This is a genomic window from Salinicola sp. CPA57 (assembly GCF_003206035.1).
Lineage (GTDB): Bacteria > Pseudomonadota > Gammaproteobacteria > Pseudomonadales > Halomonadaceae > Salinicola > Salinicola socius.
On sequence record NZ_PZJR01000011.1, the window covers coordinates 274,828 to 293,170 of the forward strand.

Consider the following 18,343-nt stretch of genomic DNA (forward strand, 5'->3'; position numbering starts at 1 on the left):
AGTGCCGGGATCACGCCATCATCGACGGCATCATGCGGTAATACGGATTGAACGGTATCCCTGGCGTACCGCCTACCATGATGGTCGGAATCGAGAGAGTGAAGAGGATTCGCGACAGCTCCTCGCGCCTGTTCCTGGTCGACAATAGGGTCAGATCCATCGAGCAGAAATCATTTCGGTCGATGCCCGTTCCGGTGGGGAAGACGATCACTTGTGGTGACAGCCATGAAATTTGCCCATGATCGATATGGTCAATGGCTATCAGGCCGTGTGGCATGAAAAGCCAATAACTATTACGCAGCCCTTGCGGCGCCTGATGTGGACGTTTTCCCAGCCGGCGGCAGTGCGTGCCGCACCCCCGACAGATGCCGGCTCGTTGCCCTAAAGTTGGCCTGTGTCGGTTGGACAGCGCCTGGGGTTCACTCTATAAGTTGTGGTGCGCCCGTATCGGGCAACCGTCTTTTCTGAATCGGGTGAACGCGTTTGAGTTCTGGGCGGTTCAGGCGGGCAAAGTCGAGGCGATCGCGTCGCGAATCTGGCTCCGGGGCTATCGATTTCCCGCAGTGAAGGGCTTGTTGCGACAACCACGCCGAAGGGGTCGCCGCGTGGGTAGCAGTATCGAGGCGATCAATGCCTCGCATCAAAGAATTAGGGAGAGATCACCGTGACTAGCGACAATCGCAAACCGACAACGACAGATGCCGGTATTCCAGTGGCGAGCGAAGAAAACTCGCTTTCCGTAGGTCCGGATGGCCCGATCGTGCTTCACGATCACTATCTGATGGAGCAGATGGCGGCATTCAACCGGGAGATGATTCCGGATCGCCAGCCCCACGCCAAGGGCGGTGGTGCCTTCGGTCATTTCGAAGTGACCCACGACGTCAGCCGGTATACTCGAGCGAAATTTCTCCAGCCAGGCAAGACGACCGAGATGGTCGCTCGCTTCTCTACCGTCGCCGGTGAAAGCGGTAGCCCGGATACCTGGCGTGACCCGCGTGGCTTCGCGCTCAAGTTCTATACCGAAGATGGCAACTTCGACATGGTGGGCAACAATACGCCCGTCTTTTTCGTGCGCGATCCGATGAAGTTCCAACACTTCATTCACTCCCAGAAGCGCCGTGCGGACAATGGGTTGCGCGATCACGACATGCAGTGGGACTTCTGGACCATGGCGCCGGAGTCGGCCCACCAGGTGACCTGGCTGATGGGTGACCGCGGCGTGCCTGCCAGTTGGCGTCACATGAACGGATACTCCAGCCACACCTACATGTGGGTCAACGCACAGAGCGAGCGTTTCTGGGTCAAGTATCACTTCAAGACCGATCAGGGCATCAAGTGCATGACCCAGGAGCAGGCGGACCAGATGGCGGGCAGCGATGCCGACTATCACCGCCGCGACCTGTTCAATGCGATCAAGCGGGGCGACTACCCGACCTGGACGCTGCAGGTCCAGATCATGCCGTTCGAGGATGCCAAGACCTACCGCATCAATCCGTTCGATCTGACCAAGGTCTGGCCGCACGACGACTACCCGCTGATGGAAGTCGGCAAGATGACGCTGAATCGCAATCCGGAAGACTTCCATACCCAGATCGAGCAGGCTGCCTTCGAACCCAACAACATGGTTCCCGGTACCGGACTGTCGCCGGACAAGATGCTGCTGGCACGCTCCATCTCCTACGCCGACGCGCACCGCGCTCGTCTCGGAGTGAACTACAAGCACATTCCGGTCAATACGCCGAAGGTGCCGGTCAACAGCTACAGCAAGGGCGGCGCGATGCGCATGCATAACGCCAGCGATCCGGTCTATGCCCCCAACAGCAAGGGGGGCTCCAAGGCCGACCCAGAGCGTTACCCGGAAGATGCGGTATGGTCGGCGGACGGTGAGTTCGTTCGCGCCGCCTATACGCTGCGTCCGGCGGACGACGACTACAGCCAGGCCAACGATCTCGTCAACAAGGTGATGGACGATGCGGCCCGGGACCGTCTGGTCAACAACGTCGTCGGCCACGTTTCCGGCGGTGTCGAGGAGCCGGTTCTGTCCCGTGTGTTCGAGTATTGGCACAACATCGACGCGACCATCGGTCGTCGTATCGAGGAAGGTGTGAAGGCCAATCGCGGGCAGTGACGCGTTGCTGCCGGCACAGATCTGAAGCTGTCGGCTAGCGAATTGAAAAGGCCCCGTTCANNTGAACGGGGCCTTTTTACGTCACGATGCGATCAGAAGCTGCTCCACTCCTCGGTTTCCATCGGTGCTGTCTTCCCGGCGGGACGGGCGGGGCGAGCAGAGGTCGAAGATGCGCCGGAGGCCAGGGGCAGCGGTCGATGGTTGACGCTCGCCGGCGCTTCCTGATAACCACTGAAGAAGCCGACCTCGCGCGCCAGCAGCTCGGCCTGAACCTGCAGGTTCCCGGTTACACCGGTGGATTCCTCGACGAGGGATGCGTTCTGCTGAGTCACGCTGTCCATTTCCCCAACCGCGAGATTGATCTGCTGGATCCCCGTCGATTGTTCCCGGCTGGCCACGGCGATTTCCGATACCAGATCCGTCACCTTCTCGACGTTGCTGACGATGTTGGCCAGCGTTTCGCCGGAGCGGTTGACCAGTTCCGAACCGCGTGAGACTCGCTGTGCGCTCTCCGATACCAGTTGCTTGATCTCGCCAGCGGCATTGGCGCTGCGGCTTGCCAACTGACGGACCTCGTGCGCCACCACCGCGAACCCCCGCCCTTGCTCGCCGGCCCGAGCGGCCTCGACGGAGGCATTGAGTGCCAGAAGGTTGGTCTGGAAGGCGATCTCGTCGATCATGCCGATGATGTTGGAGATCTGCTTGCTGGAGCTGTCGATCTGCTGCATCGCAATGATGGCTTCGTTGACGACTTCGCCACCCTGCTTGGCCTGAGTACTGACCTGGCTGGCGAGTTGGTCGGCCTGAACCGCATTGTCCGCATTCTGCCCGACGGTATTGGTGATCTGCTCCAGCGCCGCGGCGGTTTCCTGCAGGCTGGCGGCCTGTTCCTGGGTCCGCTGGCTCAGGTTCTCGTTACCGGCCGCCAGCTCGGCGGAGATCGATTCGACGTTTCTCGCGTTGCGTGCCACTTCGCCGATGACGCTGGAAAGCTTGTCGCGCATGCCGGCCATGGCATTCAGCATACGGCCGAATTCGTCGCGGTAGCTGGCACTCAGGCGCGCACCGAGATCGCCCTTGGCCAGTGCCTCGGAGAACGCCGTGGCTTCGCGCAGCGGGCGGAGAATGCCGCGAACCAACCACCAGCCGATGGCGATGGCGAATAGCAGGCCGATGCCAATGACAAACGCTATGACGTTGCGGCTGAAGGTATAGTCGGCGACGCTCTGTTGATAGTCGGCCATGGTGGACTCCCGCGCAATGCGATAGAGCGAGGTCACCGAATCATAGAGGCCAGTGTAGCTTTCATTGATCTGTTGTTCGGTTGCCTGACCACTATCCAGTACATCACGAAGTGTCTGCAGCTGCTGGAGATAAGTCTCCGAGAGCGTCTTTTCGGCATCACTGGTTGCCAGCACTGGATAATATTCACTCCAGGCCTCATCGGCTCGATCCCGATTCTGATCGACTTCCTGACGCTGTTGAGCGGAAAGATCACCTGCGCCGACCTTGGCGAAGATCGTGCGATTATCGCTGGTCGCGGCTATCACCGATGAGAGCGTGACCATCGTTGCGACATTGTCTTCGACGATGGACTGCATGGCTTGCTGTGTCTGCCGGTTGCTCAGTATTCCCTGAACGCCGATCCCAACCATCAGGGCGATCATCAGCCCCAATGCGATGATCAGCCTTGCCTTGACGCTTTTCCTGATGTCTAGCACTCGTATTCACCCCGCCGGATTGATATGGACCCGCCATTTTTTTCTGTGTCGCTGCACATGGCTTTTGGTTGCCGAACTGGCTCGGCTAGAGGTCTATCGGCGTGGTGAATCCTGGATTTAGCGGCTTGCGTGGAATTATTCGCTACTTTACGAGCCAGATTAGGGTAACGGGCTGTTTTGGCTCGTTTAGCAGCATGAATTAATTATGATTCGGACTGGGGGGCTCTCTCCGGCCTGAGTCGCTCTGTCACCCCTTGCGCTGCTTGATCTGATCTTTCAACTGCCCGGGTACCTGCTTGATGATCAGACGGTCGCGTTCGTCGTCGTACTCGATGCTGTTGCCGAGCAGGTGGGAATCGAAGCTGATCGAGACGCCGCTGGCACGTCCGGCGAAACGCTTGAACTGCTGCAGGGTGCGCTTGTCCGGCGGAATTTCGGCGGCGAGCCCGTAGTCCTGGTTGCGGATATAGTCGTAGAACGCCTTGGGCTGCGTTTCATCGACCAGCTCGGAAAGCTCGTCCAGCGTGATCGGCTCGCCGCGCTTGGCCTGACCGTTGGCGTAGTCGATCAGCGCTTCGGTCTTTTCGCGGCTGGCGTCCTCGGGCAGGTCTTCGCTCTCCACATAGTCGCTGAACGCCTTGAGCAGGGTGCGGGTCTCGGCGCCGGCGTTGACGCCTTCCTGACATCCCAGCCACTCCCGGAAAGCTTCCACCAGCTTCTTGTTGCCGCGGTCCTGCACATAGGTGATGTACTGGCGCGACTGTCCGCGCTGCCACTGGGTCAGATCGATTCGTGCCGCCAGCATCAATTGGCCGAGGTTGAGCTGCTGAACGGGGACGACGTTGAGGTCGGCATCGAAGCCGTAGCCGTCGCGCTGATGGAGCAGGGTCAGCGTCAGATACTCCGCCTCGCCCTGACGGGAGTGCACGAACCACCAGTGGCCGCCGATCGAAAGGTGGCCATCGATCAACGGCATCAGGCTTTCCGTGGTCTGACGCGTGAAATCGGTAAAGTTGATCTCACCGCGGCGGTAGCGCTCGAGCTCGAAGGCGAAACGGGACGTCGTCGATGGGGTTTCGGGGTTACCGTCGTCGGCGTCTTCTGTTTCGTTCCCGCTCGCCACGTCGTCTGGCTGGGCGTCCGCCTCTCGAAAATGCCCCCACGCCTTGGGTTTGCCGTGGAAGCTCGAAGTGAACGTCGCCAGTAGGGATTCTGCCATCGCGGTGTCGGTCATCGCCTCGCCGGGAGTCAACGTGGCGGGCTGTTCGTCGCTCCGTTTATCGAGGCGATGGGCGCAGGCTTGCAGTATCGGCATGAGATGGCTCGTGAAACGTGAAAGGGCAGGCCGCCACTCGGCAGCCCGCGCAAGAAAGAGGATATGGCTTGGCGCTCGTTCTTTCCGTGAGTTCCTCGCCCCCGTTCTTCGCCCCAGTTCCTCGCGCTAGCCCCAGGCGCAGTGGGCTTGGCGTGACGAACCTGGCGCGACGAACCTGACGTGACGAACCTGACGTGACGAACCTGACGTCAGGGGCGCAGTCGGTATCCGGTACGGAAGATCCAGCTGATGACAGCCAGGCTGGCCGCCAGGAAGACGCCGATCATGACCAGGCTGGCGACGATACTGACATCGCTGATCCCGTAGAAGCTCCAGCGGAAGCCGCTGACCAGATAGACCACCGGGTTGGCCAGCGTCACCGTCTGCCAGAATGGTGGCAGCATGTCGATGGCATAGAAACTGCCGCCGAGGAACGTCAGGGGCGTGATGATCAGCAGCGGGACCAGTTGCAGCTTCTCGAAGCTATCCGCCCAGATCCCGATGATGAAGCCGAGCAGACTGAAAGTGAGCGCGGTCAACAGCAGAAACAGCAGCATCATGAACGGGTGCAGGATGTGCAGGTCGACGAAGAAGTTGGCGGTGACGAGAATCACCAGCCCCAGGATCGCGGACTTCGAGGCGGCTGCGCCGACATAGCCGAGCACGATCTCGAAATACGAGATCGGCGCCGACAGCATTTCATAGATGGTGCCGGTGAACTTGGGGAAGAAGATCCCGAACGACGCGTTGGAGACGCTCTGCGTCAACAGCATCAGCATGATCAGGCCGGGCACGATGAAGGCGCCGTAGCTGACGCCTTCGACCTCCTGGATGCGCGAGCCGATGGCGGCGCCGAAAACGACGAAGTAGAGCGATGTCGAAATGACCGGCGATATCAGGCTCTGTAGCAGCGTGCGCCCGGCGCGGGCCATTTCGAAGACGTAGATGGAGCGGACGGCTTGCAGATTCATGGGCGCTCTCTGACCAGGTTGACGAAAATATCTTCCAGCGAACTTTGCTTGGTGTGCAGATCCTTGAAACGGATGCCTGCGGCCTCGATCTCGTTGATCAGCGCACTGACGCTGACATGGCCGTCATCCCCGGCATCGCTGGCGTCGTAGGTATAGACCAGCACGCTGCCTTCCTCGGCCAGGGTCAGCGGGTAATGCGCCAGCGCCGGCGGCACGCTGGCCAGCGGCGTCTGCAGGTGCAGCGTCAGTTGCTTGCTGCCGAGTTGACGCATCAGCGCCGCCTTCTCCCGCACCAGCACGATCTCGCCGCCGTTGATGACGCCGATACGATCGGCCATCTCCTCGGCTTCCTCGATGTAGTGCGTGGTCAGGATGATGGTCACGCCGCTATTGCGAAGTTCCCTGACCACTTCCCACATGTCGCGTCGTAGCTCGACGTCGACGCCGGCGGTGGGCTCGTCGAGAAACAGGATTTCAGGCTCGTGGGCCAGCGCCTTGGCGATCAGCACACGGCGCTTCATGCCGCCGGAGAGCGTGATCAGCTTGTTCTTGCGCTTGTCCCACAGCGACAGCGCCTTGAGTATGCGCTCGATATGGGCGTCATTGGGCGGCTTGCCGAACAGGCCACGGCTGAAGCGTACCGTGTTCCAGACGGTCTCGAAGGCGTCGCTGGTCAATTCCTGTGGCACCAGGCCGATCTTGGCGCGTGCCGCGCGATAGTCGGTGACGTTGTCGTGGCCATCGACCATCACGCTGCCGCTGCTGGCATTGACCAGTCCACAGATGATGCTGATCAGGGTCGTCTTGCCGGCGCCGTTGGGGCCGAGCAGTGCGAAGATCTCGCCGCGCTGGATCTCCAGGTCGATCTGCTTCAGCGCTTCGAAACCGGAATCGTAACGCTTGGAAAGACCGGTAATGGCAATCACCGGCGTTGGCTGGACGGCAGGCGTCTCGGTTCGTACCGTGCGCTCTGGTGCTGTGGGCGTCTCGTGATTCATGAAGGCGATACATCGTGACGTGGTGGGGGCCCACCATTGTAGGCGAAAAAGACCGCGGGCTGGACCCGGGCGTGATCGAGATCGCATCGGCATCGCGATGGCCGACGGAACAGCGGTCTCTTGTTGCGGCGAAACGGGCGCAATGGCGCAGAGTTGTCTATAACAAACAGGCAACATAAAAAATCATACAGGCAGGATCGGTGTCGAAACGACGCCGAGTTTTCCCGCAAGGAGGCCATTCATGCCACGTTCTTCCCTTATCAACCGTACTGCCATCGTGTTGTTCGCTGCCGTTCTCGGCGGAACTGCGCTATCGGCGTGTACCACGACCACCACGTCCGACCGCGAAAGCCGGCTGTCGCAGCGTGAACAGCTGGATCAGGACGTCCAGCAGACGCTGGACCGGCTCTATCGATCGGTCCCCGAATCGCGGTCGCTGGCACAGCAGGCCGAAGGGGTGCTGGTCTTCCCCGGCGTGCTCGGCGCCAGTTTCATCGTCGGGGCCAGCCATGGCGACGGCTCGCTGCTGATGGATGGTGCCAAGGCGGGTTACTACACCACGACCAGCGGCTCGATCGGGTTTCAGGCGGGCGCGCAGTCGCAGGCGGTCATCTATATGTTGATGACGGAAGAGGCGCTCAATCGCGTCCGTAGCGACAATGGCTGGTCCGTCGGTGCCAGTGCCGGCGTGGCCGTCGCGGACGTGGGTGCCAATGGTCAGATCACCAACAATACCGCCAACAAGGAAGTGGTCGCGTTCGTGATGAACAACCAGGGGATTCAGGGTGGCGTGTCGTTGGGCGGTGCCAAGATCTCCAAGGTCAGTCCCTGAACCGGATCCGACACGCAGGCGAGGCCGGACGGACGCCTCGGTTCATCAATTCCTGAAGGTCTGATGCCAGAAACCCACCGAAAGGTGGGTTTCCTGTTGGCGACCGAGAAGCCTTCCGTCGCGTCAGGCGCGTTCGGGTAGCTCGGCGTTGTGATAGACGTTCTGGACGTCGTCGAGATCGTTCAACATGTCGATGAATCTTTCGAAAAGAGCGACATCATCGCCTTCCAGCGGCGTATGGGTCTGCGGCAGAAACTGAATTTCGTCGGCTTCGAACTCGAGTTCGCCGAAGGCATCGATCAGTGCCTGCTTGGCCTTGGCATACTCGGTATGCGGCGCGAACACCGTGATGTGACCCGCCTCGTTCTCGATGTCGGTGACATCGACGTCGGCCTCCATCAGCGCCTCGAGCACCGCCTCCTCGTCTTCACCGGCAAAAGCGAAAATGGCGCAGTGGTCGAACATGTGGCTGACCGCGCCTTGAGTGCCGATCTTGCTCTTGGTCTTGGTGAAACAGCCGCGGACATCGCCGAAGGTGCGGTTCGGGTTGTCGGTCAGGCACTCGACGATCACCATGCAGTTGCCGGGACCGAAACCCTCGTAGCGGGCTGCCGAGAAATCCTCGCCGCCGCTGCCCTTGGCCTTGTCCAGCGCCTTGTCGATCACGTGCGAAGGAACCTGATCCTTCTTGGCCTTGTCGATCAGCCCGCGAAGCGTCAGGTTGCCGGAAGGATCGGTGCCGCCGGCCTTGGCGCAGACATAGATTTCGCGGCCATACTTGCTGTAGACCTTGGTCTTGGCGTCGGCCGTTTTGGCCATGGATTCCTTGCGATTCTGGAAGGCCCTACCCATTGTCACTACCTATCAGGTTGTCAACGACGGCGAGATTTTACGCAACATTGCGCCGATGTTGCAGGTTTATTTGGGCTTTATCGCACCAATTGGCTAGCCCGAGCCATGAGACGGCGTCAATCTCCTCGTGCTCTGGTATTCTGCCGCGCCTGAGCATGACGTGGTGAGGCCCAAGGTGTCCGCCGGTTGATTGCATCGCCCCTTCAACTCGATCAGGAGCATTTGCCGTGCCCGAGACCCATCACTCCGAGACGATTCGCCCCGAGGCTCGTCATGCCAAGGCGTTCTCCTCGCTGCCGCTGGCCGCGGAGCTTCTGGATAATCTCGAATCACTGGGCTATCTGGCGATGACGCCGATCCAGGCTGCCAGCCTGCCGCCGATCCTGCGCGGTCAGGACGTGATCGGCCAGGGCAAGACCGGGTCGGGCAAGACCGCTGCCTTCGGACTTGGCCTGTTGTCGGCGCTCGACGTCTCGCGCTTTCAGGTGCAGGCACTGGTGCTGTGTCCGACCCGCGAGTTGGCGGATCAGGTCGCCGAAGAGCTGCGTCGGCTGGCGCGGATGCTTGCCAACGTCAAGATTCTGGCGCTCTGTGGCGGCACGCCGCTGGGCCCGCAGTTGAACTCGCTATCGCATGGCGCGCATGTCGTCGTCGGTACGCCGGGACGTATCGAGGAACATCTGCGTAAAGCATCGCTGGATCTCTCGTCGCTCGCCGTGCTGGTGCTGGACGAGGCCGACCGCATGCTCGACATGGGGTTTCAGGCGGCGCTGGAGGCGATCGTCGCGGCGACCCCGACAGCGCGCCAGACACTGCTGTTCAGTGCCACCTATGGCGATAGCGTGCGCCCGGTCGCGGAGCGCATGCTGCGTGAGCCGGTGAACGTGGAAGTCGACTCGACCCACGATGAACGGAGCATTCGCCAGCACTTTCATCAGGTCGCCGACGAACCGGGCCGGCTCGCGGCGCTAAGCCGGCTGTTGCTGCACTACCGGCCGGAGTCCAGCGTGGTGTTCTGCAACACGCGTCGCGAGACTCAGACCGTGGCGGACGAGTTGGCCGCGGCCGGCTTCAGTGCCCAGGCGTTGCACGGCGATCTCGAGCAGCGCGATCGCGACCAGACCCTGATTCGCTTTGCCAACAAGAGCCTGTCGGTTCTGGTAGCGACCGACGTGGCCGCGCGTGGACTGGATATCGACGCGCTGGATGCAGTATTCAACTACCAGATCGCCCGGGAGCTCGAAGTCCACGTGCACCGCATCGGCCGGACCGGGCGCGCGGGCGCCAGTGGCGTTGCCTGCACGTTGGTGACCGAGAAGGAAGCCTATCGGTTCGAACGTCTGGAAGCCTTTCTTGGCGAGACGCTGACGCTCGAACCGTTGCCCGGTCGCTCGACCGCATCGCGGGAACCGTTCAAACCCCGCATGGCGACGTTGCAGATCGATGCCGGCAAGAAACAGAAAATCCGCCCGGGCGACGTGCTGGGGGCATTGACCAACGGCGACAACGCCCTCAGCGGCGACCAGGTCGGCAAGATCAAGGTGCTGGATCGCAGCGCTTACGTGGCGGTCGAGCGCGGTATCGCTCAACAGGCGCTGGCGACGTTGAGCGCCGGCAAATTGAAAGGGCGCAGCTGTCGAGTGCGCCGAATCGGACGCTGAGGGATAACGAGGACCTGTGAGGATAGCGAAAGCATGAAAGTACCCAAGCGATTGCAGCCGCTGGTCGAGGATGGCCTGGTGGACGAGGTCGTCAGTCAACTGATGAGCGGCAAGGAAGCCCAGGTTTTCGTCGTTCGCTGTGGAGATGAGTTGCGCTGCGCGAAGGTGTTCAAGGAAGCCAAGCAGCGCAGTTTCAAGCAGGCGGTGGCCTATCAGGAAGGGCGCAAGGTGCGTAACAGCCGCCGTGCGCGGGCGATGTCGAAGAAGACCCGCTACGGCCAGCGCGAACAGGAGTCGGCGTGGCTGAATGCGGAAGTCGATGCGCTCTACCGCCTCGCCGAGGCGGGCGTGCGGGTACCGACGCCACATGGCTTCGTCGACGGCGTGCTGCTGATGGAGATGATCGTCGACGCCGATGGTGACGTCGCGCCGCGCCTCGACGACGTCGAGCTGACACCGGAACTGGCGCTCGAGTATCACCAGCGCCTGATCGGCGAAATCGTGCAGATGCTGTGCGCCGGTCTGATTCACGGCGATCTCTCCGAATTCAATATTCTGGTGGGTGCCGAGGGGCCGGTGATCATCGATCTGCCCCAGGCGGTCGATGCCGCCGGCAACAACAACGCGCCCTGGATGCTGGTTCGCGACGTCGACAACCTGCGCAGCTATTTCGGCCACTACGCGCCGGCGCTGCTGAAGACCGACTACGGCAAGGAGATCTGGGCGCTCTACGAAGCCGGCGAACTGCATTCCGACGTTCGTCTGACCGGTCGCTATACCCCGGATACGACGCTGGTCGATGTCAGCAATGTCATGCAGGTGATCGACGCCGCCCGTGAAGAAGCGGCGGAGCGTCAGGAGCGTGAACAGGACGATGACGAGGAGAGCTGGTAAAGCGTCGTGCTGACAACTTTCGGCACCGTTTTGTCGGCCTGGCTTGATCCTGGCCGGAGCAGAACGTCTACACTTTGAGCACCCCATCAAGCGGTCTTTCGAGATCGTTTCGTTCAAGGAGTGCTTCATGCGAGTCATCAATCTCAAATCACCCGGTGGCCTGGACCAGCTCAATCTTCATGAGGTCGAAGGCCCAGGCGAGCCAGGGCCGGGGGAAATTCAGATCCGCCTCCACGCCAGTTCGCTCAATTTCCACGACTATATTGTCGCCAGCGGGAAATCCCCGACCGAGGAAGGTCGGATCCCCATGGCTGACGGTGCCGGTGTCGTCGAAGCCGTGGGCAAGGGCGTCACCGAGTTCAGGGCCGGTGATGCCGTCGTTTCCACGTTCTTCCCGCACTGGCTCGATGGGCCGGCGCGCGTTGCCGACTTCAAGACGGTGCCGGGCGATGGCGTCGACGGCTACGCCCGCGAGCAGGTGGTACGACCGGCCCAGTGGTTCACCCATGCCCCCGAGGGCTACACCCATGCCGAGGCCGCCACGCTGACCACGGCCGGCCTTACGGCCTGGCGTGCGCTGATCGTCGACGGTGGCCTGAAGGCGGGCGATACGGTGCTGACGCTGGGTACCGGCGGGGTGTCGATCTTCGCGCTGCAGCTGGCCAAGGCCATGGGTGCGACGGTCATCTCGACGTCGTCCTCCGAGGAGAAGATCGCGCGGCTGAAAGCGCTGGGTGCCGATCATACGATCAACTATCGCGAAGAGCCGGAGTGGGGCAGGAAAGTGCAGGAACTGACCCACGGACGCGGTGCCGACCATGTCATCGAAGTCGGCGGGCCGGGCACCCTGCCGCAATCCATCGATGCTGTCGCCATCGGTGGGCATATCTCGCTGATCGGCGTGCTGACCGGTCGCGGTGGAGATATCCCGACGTCCAAGCTGATGGCGAAACAGGCCCGGCTTCAGGGCTTGATCGTCGGCAGCCGTCAGCATCAGATCGAGATGATCCGTGCCCTTGAGGTGATCGGACTCAAGCCGGTCATCGACTGCTCGTTCCCGCTGGATCGGATTGCCGATGCCTTCCGCCATCAGGAGTCCGGCAAGCACTTCGGCAAGATCTGCCTGGAATTCTGATCGTCACACCGGCGCGGAAATGCCAATCTCCGCGGCCCGATGGACAGCCGTAAACGCAAAGCGCCGCCGGAACATTTCCGGCGGCGCTTTTTCATGGGCTCTGACGTTCTTGAGTGCTTTGACTGTCTTGACGGAGGTTACGAGCCAGACTTGCGAGAGGCGGGGCGCAGATCGTAGTCGAAATACTGGTGCATCAGGGTTTCGAACGTACCGTCTGCATAGACGCTATCCAGCGCCTGATCGAAGGTCTCGGCGAGATCCTTGTCGCGTGGGCGCACCGCGATCGCGTTGCCCTTGCCGAAAATCGACTCCGGGCTATCGAGCCGGGGGCCAACCTGAACGTATTGGCTGTCGGGGCTGCCGATCTCCAGAGTATCCAGGGCGACCGGATAGTTGAGAAACGCCAGATCCAGGCGCTGCGATTCCAGATCCAGCGCGACATCCGCCGCCGTGGCGTAACGCTGAACGTCGAGCTTGTCGCCATACTGCTGGGTGATGTAGCTATCCTGGGTGGTGCCTCGCTGCACGCCCACCGACAGTCCCTTCAGCGACGCCGTATCGTCGAGAGAGATATTGCTGCCGCGTCGCGCCACCCAGACCTTGGGTGACATGGCGTAAGGCCTGGTAAACAGCACCTGGCGTTCGCGAGCCGGGGTGATCCGCATCGATGACATGATGGCGTCGTACTTGCGAGAGAGCAGCCCGGGAATGATGCCATCCCAGCCCTGAACCACCCACTCGCAGTCGAGCTTGGCCCGCTCGCAGAGCGTGTTGCCCAGATCGATCTCGAATCCTTCCAGCTCGCCGTCGGCGTTGCGGTACTCGAACGGCGGGTAGGGCACGTCCACGGCGATACGGACGTGCTGAGGCGCGGCGGCATGGGCGCCGGCCGCCAGGCCCAGGCCGACGGTCAATACCGCGAGAGGACGGGCAAGGCGAAGATTGAATCGTTGTGTCACGCAATGATCCTCATATTGTTGTGGTGATGGGATTCCACCATCCGATCATCGCGCAGGGCAGTAATGAAGACCAGAGGGAGAACACGAGGGAGAACATCTCCTCCCATGACTATCGGCGTGCGGACGATGCCGGACTGGCAGCGCTTGCCGCCCGGATCCGGGCCAGCGGCGACGCGGGCTGAGCTGTGGGGGAATCGCCTTCCCATGGCGCCGGCCAACCTGTAACTTGGCGTTATCGCCGCCTGGGCCCCGAGCATTCGGGAACCCTCGTGGCTTCGATTTCCAATCTTCTCCAATCGGGAACCTTCCATGCAGACACCTGTGACCGCCTTGCCCGCCGCCGCTCGTCAACCGTGGCGGTGGATGCTGCTGCTGGTACTGATGCTGTCGCTCTCCGGCTGCGGCATCAACAACATTCCGACACTGGACGAGAAGGTGAAGTCGGCCTGGTCCCAGGTCGAGAACCAGTATCAGCGCCGCGCGGATCTGGTCCCCAACCTGGTACAGACGGTGAAGGGTTTCGCCAGTCAGGAGCGCGAGACGCTGACGGCCGTCGTCGAGGCGCGCGCCAAGGCGACCTCGATCCAGGTCGACGCCGATTCGCTGAACGATCCGCAGAAGCTGCAGCAGTTCCAGCAGGCCCAGAGCCAGCTGACCGGCGCGCTGAGCCGATTGATGGCGGTTTCCGAACGCTATCCCGATCTGAAGTCGAACCAGAATTTCCTGGCCCTGCAGTCGCAGCTGGAAGGCACCGAGAATCGGATCGCGGTGGCACGTCGCGACTTCATCCAGGCGGTCGAGGCGTACAACACCGAGATCCGCACCTTCCCCGGCAAGATCTGGCATAGCGTGTTCTACAGCGACATGCCGATTCGCGAGAACTTCGAGGCGACAGCGGAAGATGCCGATCAGGCACCCAAGGTGGAGTTCTGATGCCGGTATTGATGCGACAACGGATTCGACGATCGTGTACTCGCGCCATTTCGCTGACGCTGGGCCTCTGGCTGCTGACGTTTGCGCTGGTCGCGCAGGCGGCGCCGGAGTTCCCCGATCTTACCGGACGTGTGGTCGACAATGCCGAGCTTCTCGACGCTTCGACCCGATCCCAGCTGACCGACATGCTGGCGGCCCATGAGGAGGCGACGGGTGAACAAGTCGTCGTGGTGACGCTGCCGAACCTGCAGGGCGAGGCGATCGAAGACTACGGCTATCAGCTCGGCCGCCACTGGGGCATCGGCCAGAAGGGCGAGGATACCGGCGCGCTGCTGATCGTGGCGGTGGACGAACGTGCCGTGCGTATCGAGGTCGGTTATGGCCTCGAGGGCCGGCTGACCGACGCTCAGTCTTCGATGATCATCAATCAGATCATTACCCCGGCCTTTCGCGACGGCGACTTCGCCGGCGGAATTACCCGCGGCGCCCAGGCGATGGTCGAGGTGCTGGGGGGCGATCCCTCGGCGGAAACGGCACCGCAGCAACCCGATCGGCAGGCGTCGCGCCATATTGGCGGCGCCGGTTTCTGGTTCTTCGCGCTGTTCATGATCGTCATGCTGATCGTCCGTAGTGGCGGCGGTGGTGGTGGTGGCCGCGGTGGCAAACGACGTCGGCGCGGGGGCTTCATGGGTGGCTTGCTGATGGGCGGGGCGCTTGGAGGCTCCGGTGGCTTTGGCGGCGGTGGTTTCGGCGGTGGCGGCTTCGGCGGCGGCGGCGGTGGTTTTGGCGGCGGCGGTGCCTCCGGTGGATGGTAGACGACAGGATAACGACAGCATGGCTTTATTGAATGAAAGCGAACAACGGCAGGTCGGCGATGCGATCACGCGAATCGAGCGCGATACCGACGCCGAGGTCGTCACTGTCCTGGCGCGTCAGGCCGATGATTACACCTATATCCCGCTGCTGTGGGCCGGACTGACGGCGCTCATCGTCCCCGGTGCGCTGAGCGTGATCGCCAGCTGGCTGGGGTGGCTGGACGGCATCAGCGCCTGGTACCTGCTGCTGGTGCAGTGGCTGCTCTTCATCGTGCTGGCGGTGGTGTTTCGGTTGCCGTCGGTGCTGACGCGGCTGATCCCGCGCCAGGTGCGCTTCTGGCGCGCTTCCAATCTGGCGCGGCGGCAATTTCTGGACCAGAACCTGCACCACACCGATGCGGGCACCGGCATGCTGATCTTCGTCTCGGAGGCCGAGCGTTACGTCGAGATTCTCGTCGACCGGGGGATTTCGGAGCGACTGGACGATGACACCTGGCAGTCGATCGTGGTCAGCTTCACGGCCAAGGTGAAAGCCGGAGAAACCTTGCAGGGTTTCCTTGAGTGCATCGAGGGTTGCGGCGAGTTGTTGAAGACTCACGTCCCGGCGACACATGAGCGCAACGAGTTGCCCAACCGACTCGTCGTGCTCGACTAGACTTTCGATCCCGATCCCGATCCCGATCCCGATCCCGATCCCGATCGCTAGATCCGGTCCGTTCATCGGCCGGATACGACAACGCCACCGNNGGCGTTGTCGTTGGATGCCGGGTGGAATGTCGGGTATCAGACGTTGCCGTTGGGGGTGCCACCACCGCTACGTCGTTGGCCGCCGCCGGAGCGCTGGCGGCGTTGCGCCGGTGCATCACCATTGCGATTGCCGCCGTCGCTCCGGTTGCCATTGGTATTGCCGCGGTTATCGTCGCGTGCGCTGCGCTGGCTCGATGAGGTGCTACGCCCACCGCCATTGCCACGCCCACCACCGTTGCTGCCGCGTGCGCCACCGCCGCTATTGCCGCGTCCGCCACCACCATTGCCGCTGCGCCCGCCACCGTTGCTGCGGCGCTGGCCGCCACGAGGCTGGCGATCTTCGTTCTCGTCGACCTTGGGGCCGCCGCCGGGCGTCGGTTCGAAACCTTCCACTGCCTGACTGTTCAAGCGCTGACTGATCAGACGCTCGATGCCGGCCAATTCCTTCTTTTCGTCCAGGCTGACCAGCGAAACGGCCTGCCCGCTGGCGCCAGCACGACCGGTACGACCGATACGGTGAACGTAGTCTTCCGCCACATTGGGAAGCTCGAAGTTGACGACCTGCGGCAACTGATCGATATCCAGCCCGCGGGCGGCGATGTCGGTGGCGATCAGTGCACGAACACCGCCGCTCTTGAAGTCGGCCAGCGCTTTGGTACGCGCATTCTGACTCTTGTTGCCGTGAATCGCCGCGGCTTCGATCCCCTGACCCTCGAGATACTTGGTCAGACGGTTGGCGCCATGTTTGGTGCGGGTGAAGACCAGCACCTGCTGCCACTGATGGGTCTGGATCAGATGCGACAGCAAGGCCGGCTTGCGGCTCTTGTCCACCGGATGCACCCATTGGGTCACCGTGGCGGCGGCGGCGTTGCGCGGCGTGACCGACAACTCGACCGGATCGTTGACCAGGCCCTTGGCCAGCTTGCGGATATCGTTGGAGAACGTCGCCGAGAACAGCAGGTTCTGACGCTGCTTGGGCAGCACGGCCAGAATCTTGCGGATATCGTGGATGAAGCCCATGTCGAGCATGCGATCCGCTTCGTCGAGCACCAGCACTTCGAGCTTGTCGAAGCGAACCACCTTCTGCTGATAGAGATCGAGCAGACGGCCAGGTGTGGCGACGAGGATGTCGACGCCCTGACGTAGCGTGGCGATCTGCGGATTGATCTTGACCCCGCCGAAGACCACGGCGCTCTTGAGCGGCAGGTGCTTGCCGTAGGTCACCACGCTCTCGCCAACCTGCGCGGCGAGTTCACGGGTCGGGGTCAGGATCAGCGCACGCACCGGAATCTGTGAACCGCCCCGAGGGCGTTCACCTTGAGACAGGCGGTGCAGGATCGGCAGGGTGAATCCTGCGGTCTTGCCGGTGCCGGTCTGTGCGGCCGCCATGACGTCTCTTCCCTCGAGGACGGCAGGAATCGCCTGTGACTGAATCGGGGAGGGAGTGTCGTAGCCCTGTTCGGCAACGGCTTTCAGCAACGGGGCACTAAGGCCCAGTGAGTCAAAACTCATTCGGTATTCTCTAGGTCGCGGCGATTAGCGAAGCGAAGCGGCTAAGCTCTACCGGGAAATGCCAGTGCTGGCTGATGCGCCTGGAGGCGGCAAATAGGAGGGTCGTCAACTCTTTCAGCTTCGCGTGACGACGGTCAGACAGGTAACGGCGTTGGGGCTGCAGCTTAACGCATGTGGACTCGCGCCGCCATCCCGGTACCGCGACTATCGTCGAATGAGGCCCGGCGCCGGCTTTGGAATGAAGCGGACCAATGAGAGGAGCCTGGCCGCTCGCCTGCAGCCGAAGTAAGGACTGACTGGGGCGAGGGAAGACGATTGGGGGAAGCCGTTGAGCGAAGTCAGTTATAGACAGGCCGTCATGCCCGGCGCTGGCTATGCTGGATAGCGACACGCTTTCTGGATCTGCTTAACGGACAGGAGAACGATAATGCACAAGAGTCGTCTGGCGGCACTCGTCATCGATAGCCAGGGCGAGGAGAAATCTTCCGCCATCGATTTCTGGGCCCGGGCACTGGGCTGGCCTTGTCAGGAGACCGACGACAAGTACGGCAAGCTGGCCACGCCTCCGGATCAGCCCGATGTGTTGATCCAGCAGGTGGATCATCCCAGCCGGGTTCATCTGGATATCGAAAGCGACGATATCGAGGCAGAAGTGACCCGGCTGGAAGGGCTGGGTGCGACGGTGATCCAGCGGCGGGAACGCTGGACGGTGATGGAGGCGCCTACCGGCCATCGGTTCTGTATCGTTCATCCGCAGCGACCGGATTTCGCCGACGCCGATAACGTCAACGTCTGGTCCTGACTTGGTCAACGTTGGGATTATCGGGTAGCGTCTAGGTCCGATCGGGTCGAGAGATCCGATAACGAATG

At 61.9% G+C, this 18,343-nt stretch carries 18 protein-coding genes; 10 read left to right on the top strand and 8 right to left on the bottom strand.

All coding sequences use genetic code 11. The features are described 5' to 3' along the window. Window positions 1-10: 10 nt before the first annotated feature. Window positions 11-277 (bottom strand): hypothetical protein, encoded by a 267-nt coding sequence (locus DOM36_RS20125; RefSeq protein ID WP_157958646.1) that lies wholly within the window; start codon window positions 275-277, stop codon window positions 11-13. A 387-nt stretch (window positions 278-664) separates the two neighbouring features. Here DOM36_RS20125 and DOM36_RS13485 point away from each other — a divergent pair, with 387 nt between their 5' ends. Then, window positions 665-2,128: a catalase gene (locus DOM36_RS13485; protein WP_075569555.1), complete on the top strand. Its 1,464-nt coding sequence runs from the start codon at window positions 665-667 to the stop codon at window positions 2,126-2,128. A 92-nt stretch (window positions 2,129-2,220) separates the two neighbouring features. On the opposite strand, the gene DOM36_RS13490 is transcribed toward DOM36_RS13485, so the two are convergent. The 4 genes from DOM36_RS13490 to DOM36_RS13505 all read right to left on the bottom strand — a co-directional run bounded on the left by DOM36_RS13490 (window position 2,221) and on the right by DOM36_RS13505 (window position 7,133). Then, window positions 2,221-3,849 (bottom strand): methyl-accepting chemotaxis protein, encoded by a 1,629-nt coding sequence (locus tag DOM36_RS13490; protein ID WP_157958647.1) that lies wholly within the window; start codon window positions 3,847-3,849, stop codon window positions 2,221-2,223. 247 nt (window positions 3,850-4,096) lie between these two features. Continuing rightward, the gene (locus DOM36_RS13495; RefSeq protein WP_110643392.1) at window positions 4,097-5,164 is read right to left on the bottom strand and encodes a nucleoid-associated protein; all 1,068 of its coding nucleotides are present in this window, start codon (window positions 5,162-5,164) and stop codon (window positions 4,097-4,099) included. A 209-nt stretch (window positions 5,165-5,373) separates the two neighbouring features. Further along, window positions 5,374-6,135 carry an ABC transporter permease gene (locus DOM36_RS13500; RefSeq protein ID WP_110643393.1) on the bottom strand — a complete coding sequence of 254 codons (762 nt, stop codon included), beginning with the start codon at window positions 6,133-6,135 and terminating at the stop codon, window positions 5,374-5,376. Then, window positions 6,132-7,133: an ABC transporter ATP-binding protein gene (locus tag DOM36_RS13505; protein WP_083941639.1), complete on the bottom strand. Its 1,002-nt coding sequence runs from the start codon at window positions 7,131-7,133 to the stop codon at window positions 6,132-6,134. Before DOM36_RS13505 ends, DOM36_RS13500 begins: the two co-directional genes overlap by 4 nt. A gap of 241 nt (window positions 7,134-7,374) precedes the next feature. On the opposite strand from DOM36_RS13505, the gene DOM36_RS13510 reads away from it, so the two are divergent. Continuing rightward, entirely contained in the window at window positions 7,375-7,965 is a 591-nt protein-coding gene (locus DOM36_RS13510) for a lipid-binding SYLF domain-containing protein (RefSeq protein ID WP_110643394.1), read from the top strand. Between the two features lie 123 nt (window positions 7,966-8,088). Here the strand turns inward: DOM36_RS13510 and DOM36_RS13515 are convergent, their stop codons facing one another. Beyond that, window positions 8,089-8,817 carry a YebC/PmpR family DNA-binding transcriptional regulator gene (locus tag DOM36_RS13515; protein ID WP_075569559.1) on the bottom strand — a complete coding sequence of 243 codons (729 nt, stop codon included), beginning with the start codon at window positions 8,815-8,817 and terminating at the stop codon, window positions 8,089-8,091. A gap of 227 nt (window positions 8,818-9,044) precedes the next feature. On the opposite strand from DOM36_RS13515, the gene dbpA reads away from it, so the two are divergent. The 3 genes from dbpA (at window position 9,045) to DOM36_RS13530 (ending at window position 12,507) form a co-directional block, all read left to right on the top strand. Continuing rightward, window positions 9,045-10,478 (top strand): ATP-dependent RNA helicase DbpA, encoded by a 1,434-nt coding sequence (dbpA, locus tag DOM36_RS13520; protein ID WP_232823839.1) that lies wholly within the window; start codon window positions 9,045-9,047, stop codon window positions 10,476-10,478. 33 nt (window positions 10,479-10,511) lie between these two features. Further along, a complete protein-coding gene (locus DOM36_RS13525) occupies window positions 10,512-11,372 on the top strand; it encodes a PA4780 family RIO1-like protein kinase (RefSeq protein ID WP_110643395.1) in 861 nt (286 codons plus the stop codon). A 127-nt stretch (window positions 11,373-11,499) separates the two neighbouring features. Further along, window positions 11,500-12,507 (top strand): NAD(P)-dependent alcohol dehydrogenase, encoded by a 1,008-nt coding sequence (locus tag DOM36_RS13530; protein ID WP_110643396.1) that lies wholly within the window; start codon window positions 11,500-11,502, stop codon window positions 12,505-12,507. Between the two features lie 137 nt (window positions 12,508-12,644). Here the strand turns inward: DOM36_RS13530 and DOM36_RS13535 are convergent, their stop codons facing one another. Next, the gene (locus DOM36_RS13535; protein ID WP_110643397.1) at window positions 12,645-13,466 is read right to left on the bottom strand and encodes a transporter substrate-binding domain-containing protein; all 822 of its coding nucleotides are present in this window, start codon (window positions 13,464-13,466) and stop codon (window positions 12,645-12,647) included. On the opposite strand from DOM36_RS13535, the gene DOM36_RS20325 reads away from it, so the two are divergent. The 4 genes from DOM36_RS20325 to DOM36_RS13555 all read left to right on the top strand — a co-directional run bounded on the left by DOM36_RS20325 (window position 13,460) and on the right by DOM36_RS13555 (window position 15,869). Continuing rightward, the gene (locus tag DOM36_RS20325) at window positions 13,460-13,648 is read left to right on the top strand and encodes a hypothetical protein (protein ID WP_198651284.1); all 189 of its coding nucleotides are present in this window, start codon (window positions 13,460-13,462) and stop codon (window positions 13,646-13,648) included. The two genes, DOM36_RS13535 and DOM36_RS20325, sit on opposite strands and share 7 nt — an antisense overlap. Before the next feature lie 127 nt (window positions 13,649-13,775). Continuing rightward, entirely contained in the window at window positions 13,776-14,399 is a 624-nt protein-coding gene (locus DOM36_RS13545; RefSeq protein WP_198651285.1) for a LemA family protein, read from the top strand. Continuing rightward, window positions 14,399-15,214 carry a TPM domain-containing protein gene (locus DOM36_RS13550; protein ID WP_083941641.1) on the top strand — a complete coding sequence of 272 codons (816 nt, stop codon included), beginning with the start codon at window positions 14,399-14,401 and terminating at the stop codon, window positions 15,212-15,214. Before DOM36_RS13545 ends, DOM36_RS13550 begins: the two co-directional genes overlap by 1 nt. A 19-nt stretch (window positions 15,215-15,233) precedes the next feature. Continuing rightward, the gene (locus DOM36_RS13555; protein WP_110643398.1) at window positions 15,234-15,869 is read left to right on the top strand and encodes a TPM domain-containing protein; all 636 of its coding nucleotides are present in this window, start codon (window positions 15,234-15,236) and stop codon (window positions 15,867-15,869) included. A gap of 128 nt (window positions 15,870-15,997) precedes the next feature. On the opposite strand, the gene DOM36_RS13560 is transcribed toward DOM36_RS13555, so the two are convergent. Beyond that, window positions 15,998-17,473: a DEAD/DEAH box helicase gene (locus DOM36_RS13560; protein ID WP_075569566.1), complete on the bottom strand. Its 1,476-nt coding sequence runs from the start codon at window positions 17,471-17,473 to the stop codon at window positions 15,998-16,000. A 427-nt stretch (window positions 17,474-17,900) separates the two neighbouring features. Here DOM36_RS13560 and DOM36_RS13565 point away from each other — a divergent pair, with 427 nt between their 5' ends. After that, window positions 17,901-18,275 (top strand): VOC family protein, encoded by a 375-nt coding sequence (locus DOM36_RS13565; RefSeq protein ID WP_110643399.1) that lies wholly within the window; start codon window positions 17,901-17,903, stop codon window positions 18,273-18,275. The last annotated feature ends 68 nt before the right edge of the window (window positions 18,276-18,343 follow it).

Bases quoted from the DNA above. Each gene is read 5' to 3' on its own strand.
- DOM36_RS20125 (WP_157958646.1), bottom strand. From the start codon at position 277: ATGCCACACGGCCTGATAGCCATTGACCATATCGATCATGGGCAAATT.
- DOM36_RS13495 (WP_110643392.1), bottom strand. From the start codon at position 5,164: ATGCCGATACTGCAAGCCTGCGCCCATCGCCTCGATAAACGGAGCGAC.
- DOM36_RS13500 (WP_110643393.1), bottom strand. From the start codon at position 6,135: ATGAATCTGCAAGCCGTCCGCTCCATCTACGTCTTCGAAATGGCCCGC.
- DOM36_RS13505 (WP_083941639.1), bottom strand. From the start codon at position 7,133: ATGAATCACGAGACGCCCACAGCACCAGAGCGCACGGTACGAACCGAG.
- DOM36_RS13510 (WP_110643394.1), top strand. From the start codon at position 7,375: ATGCCACGTTCTTCCCTTATCAACCGTACTGCCATCGTGTTGTTCGCT.
- DOM36_RS13515 (WP_075569559.1), bottom strand. From the start codon at position 8,817: ATGGGTAGGGCCTTCCAGAATCGCAAGGAATCCATGGCCAAAACGGCC.
- DOM36_RS13525 (WP_110643395.1), top strand. From the start codon at position 10,512: ATGAAAGTACCCAAGCGATTGCAGCCGCTGGTCGAGGATGGCCTGGTG.
- DOM36_RS13530 (WP_110643396.1), top strand. From the start codon at position 11,500: ATGCGAGTCATCAATCTCAAATCACCCGGTGGCCTGGACCAGCTCAAT.
- DOM36_RS13545 (WP_198651285.1), top strand. From the start codon at position 13,776: ATGCAGACACCTGTGACCGCCTTGCCCGCCGCCGCTCGTCAACCGTGG.
- DOM36_RS13550 (WP_083941641.1), top strand. From the start codon at position 14,399: ATGCCGGTATTGATGCGACAACGGATTCGACGATCGTGTACTCGCGCC.
- DOM36_RS13555 (WP_110643398.1), top strand. From the start codon at position 15,234: ATGGCTTTATTGAATGAAAGCGAACAACGGCAGGTCGGCGATGCGATC.
- DOM36_RS13560 (WP_075569566.1), bottom strand. From the start codon at position 17,473: ATGAGTTTTGACTCACTGGGCCTTAGTGCCCCGTTGCTGAAAGCCGTT.
- DOM36_RS13565 (WP_110643399.1), top strand. From the start codon at position 17,901: ATGCACAAGAGTCGTCTGGCGGCACTCGTCATCGATAGCCAGGGCGAG.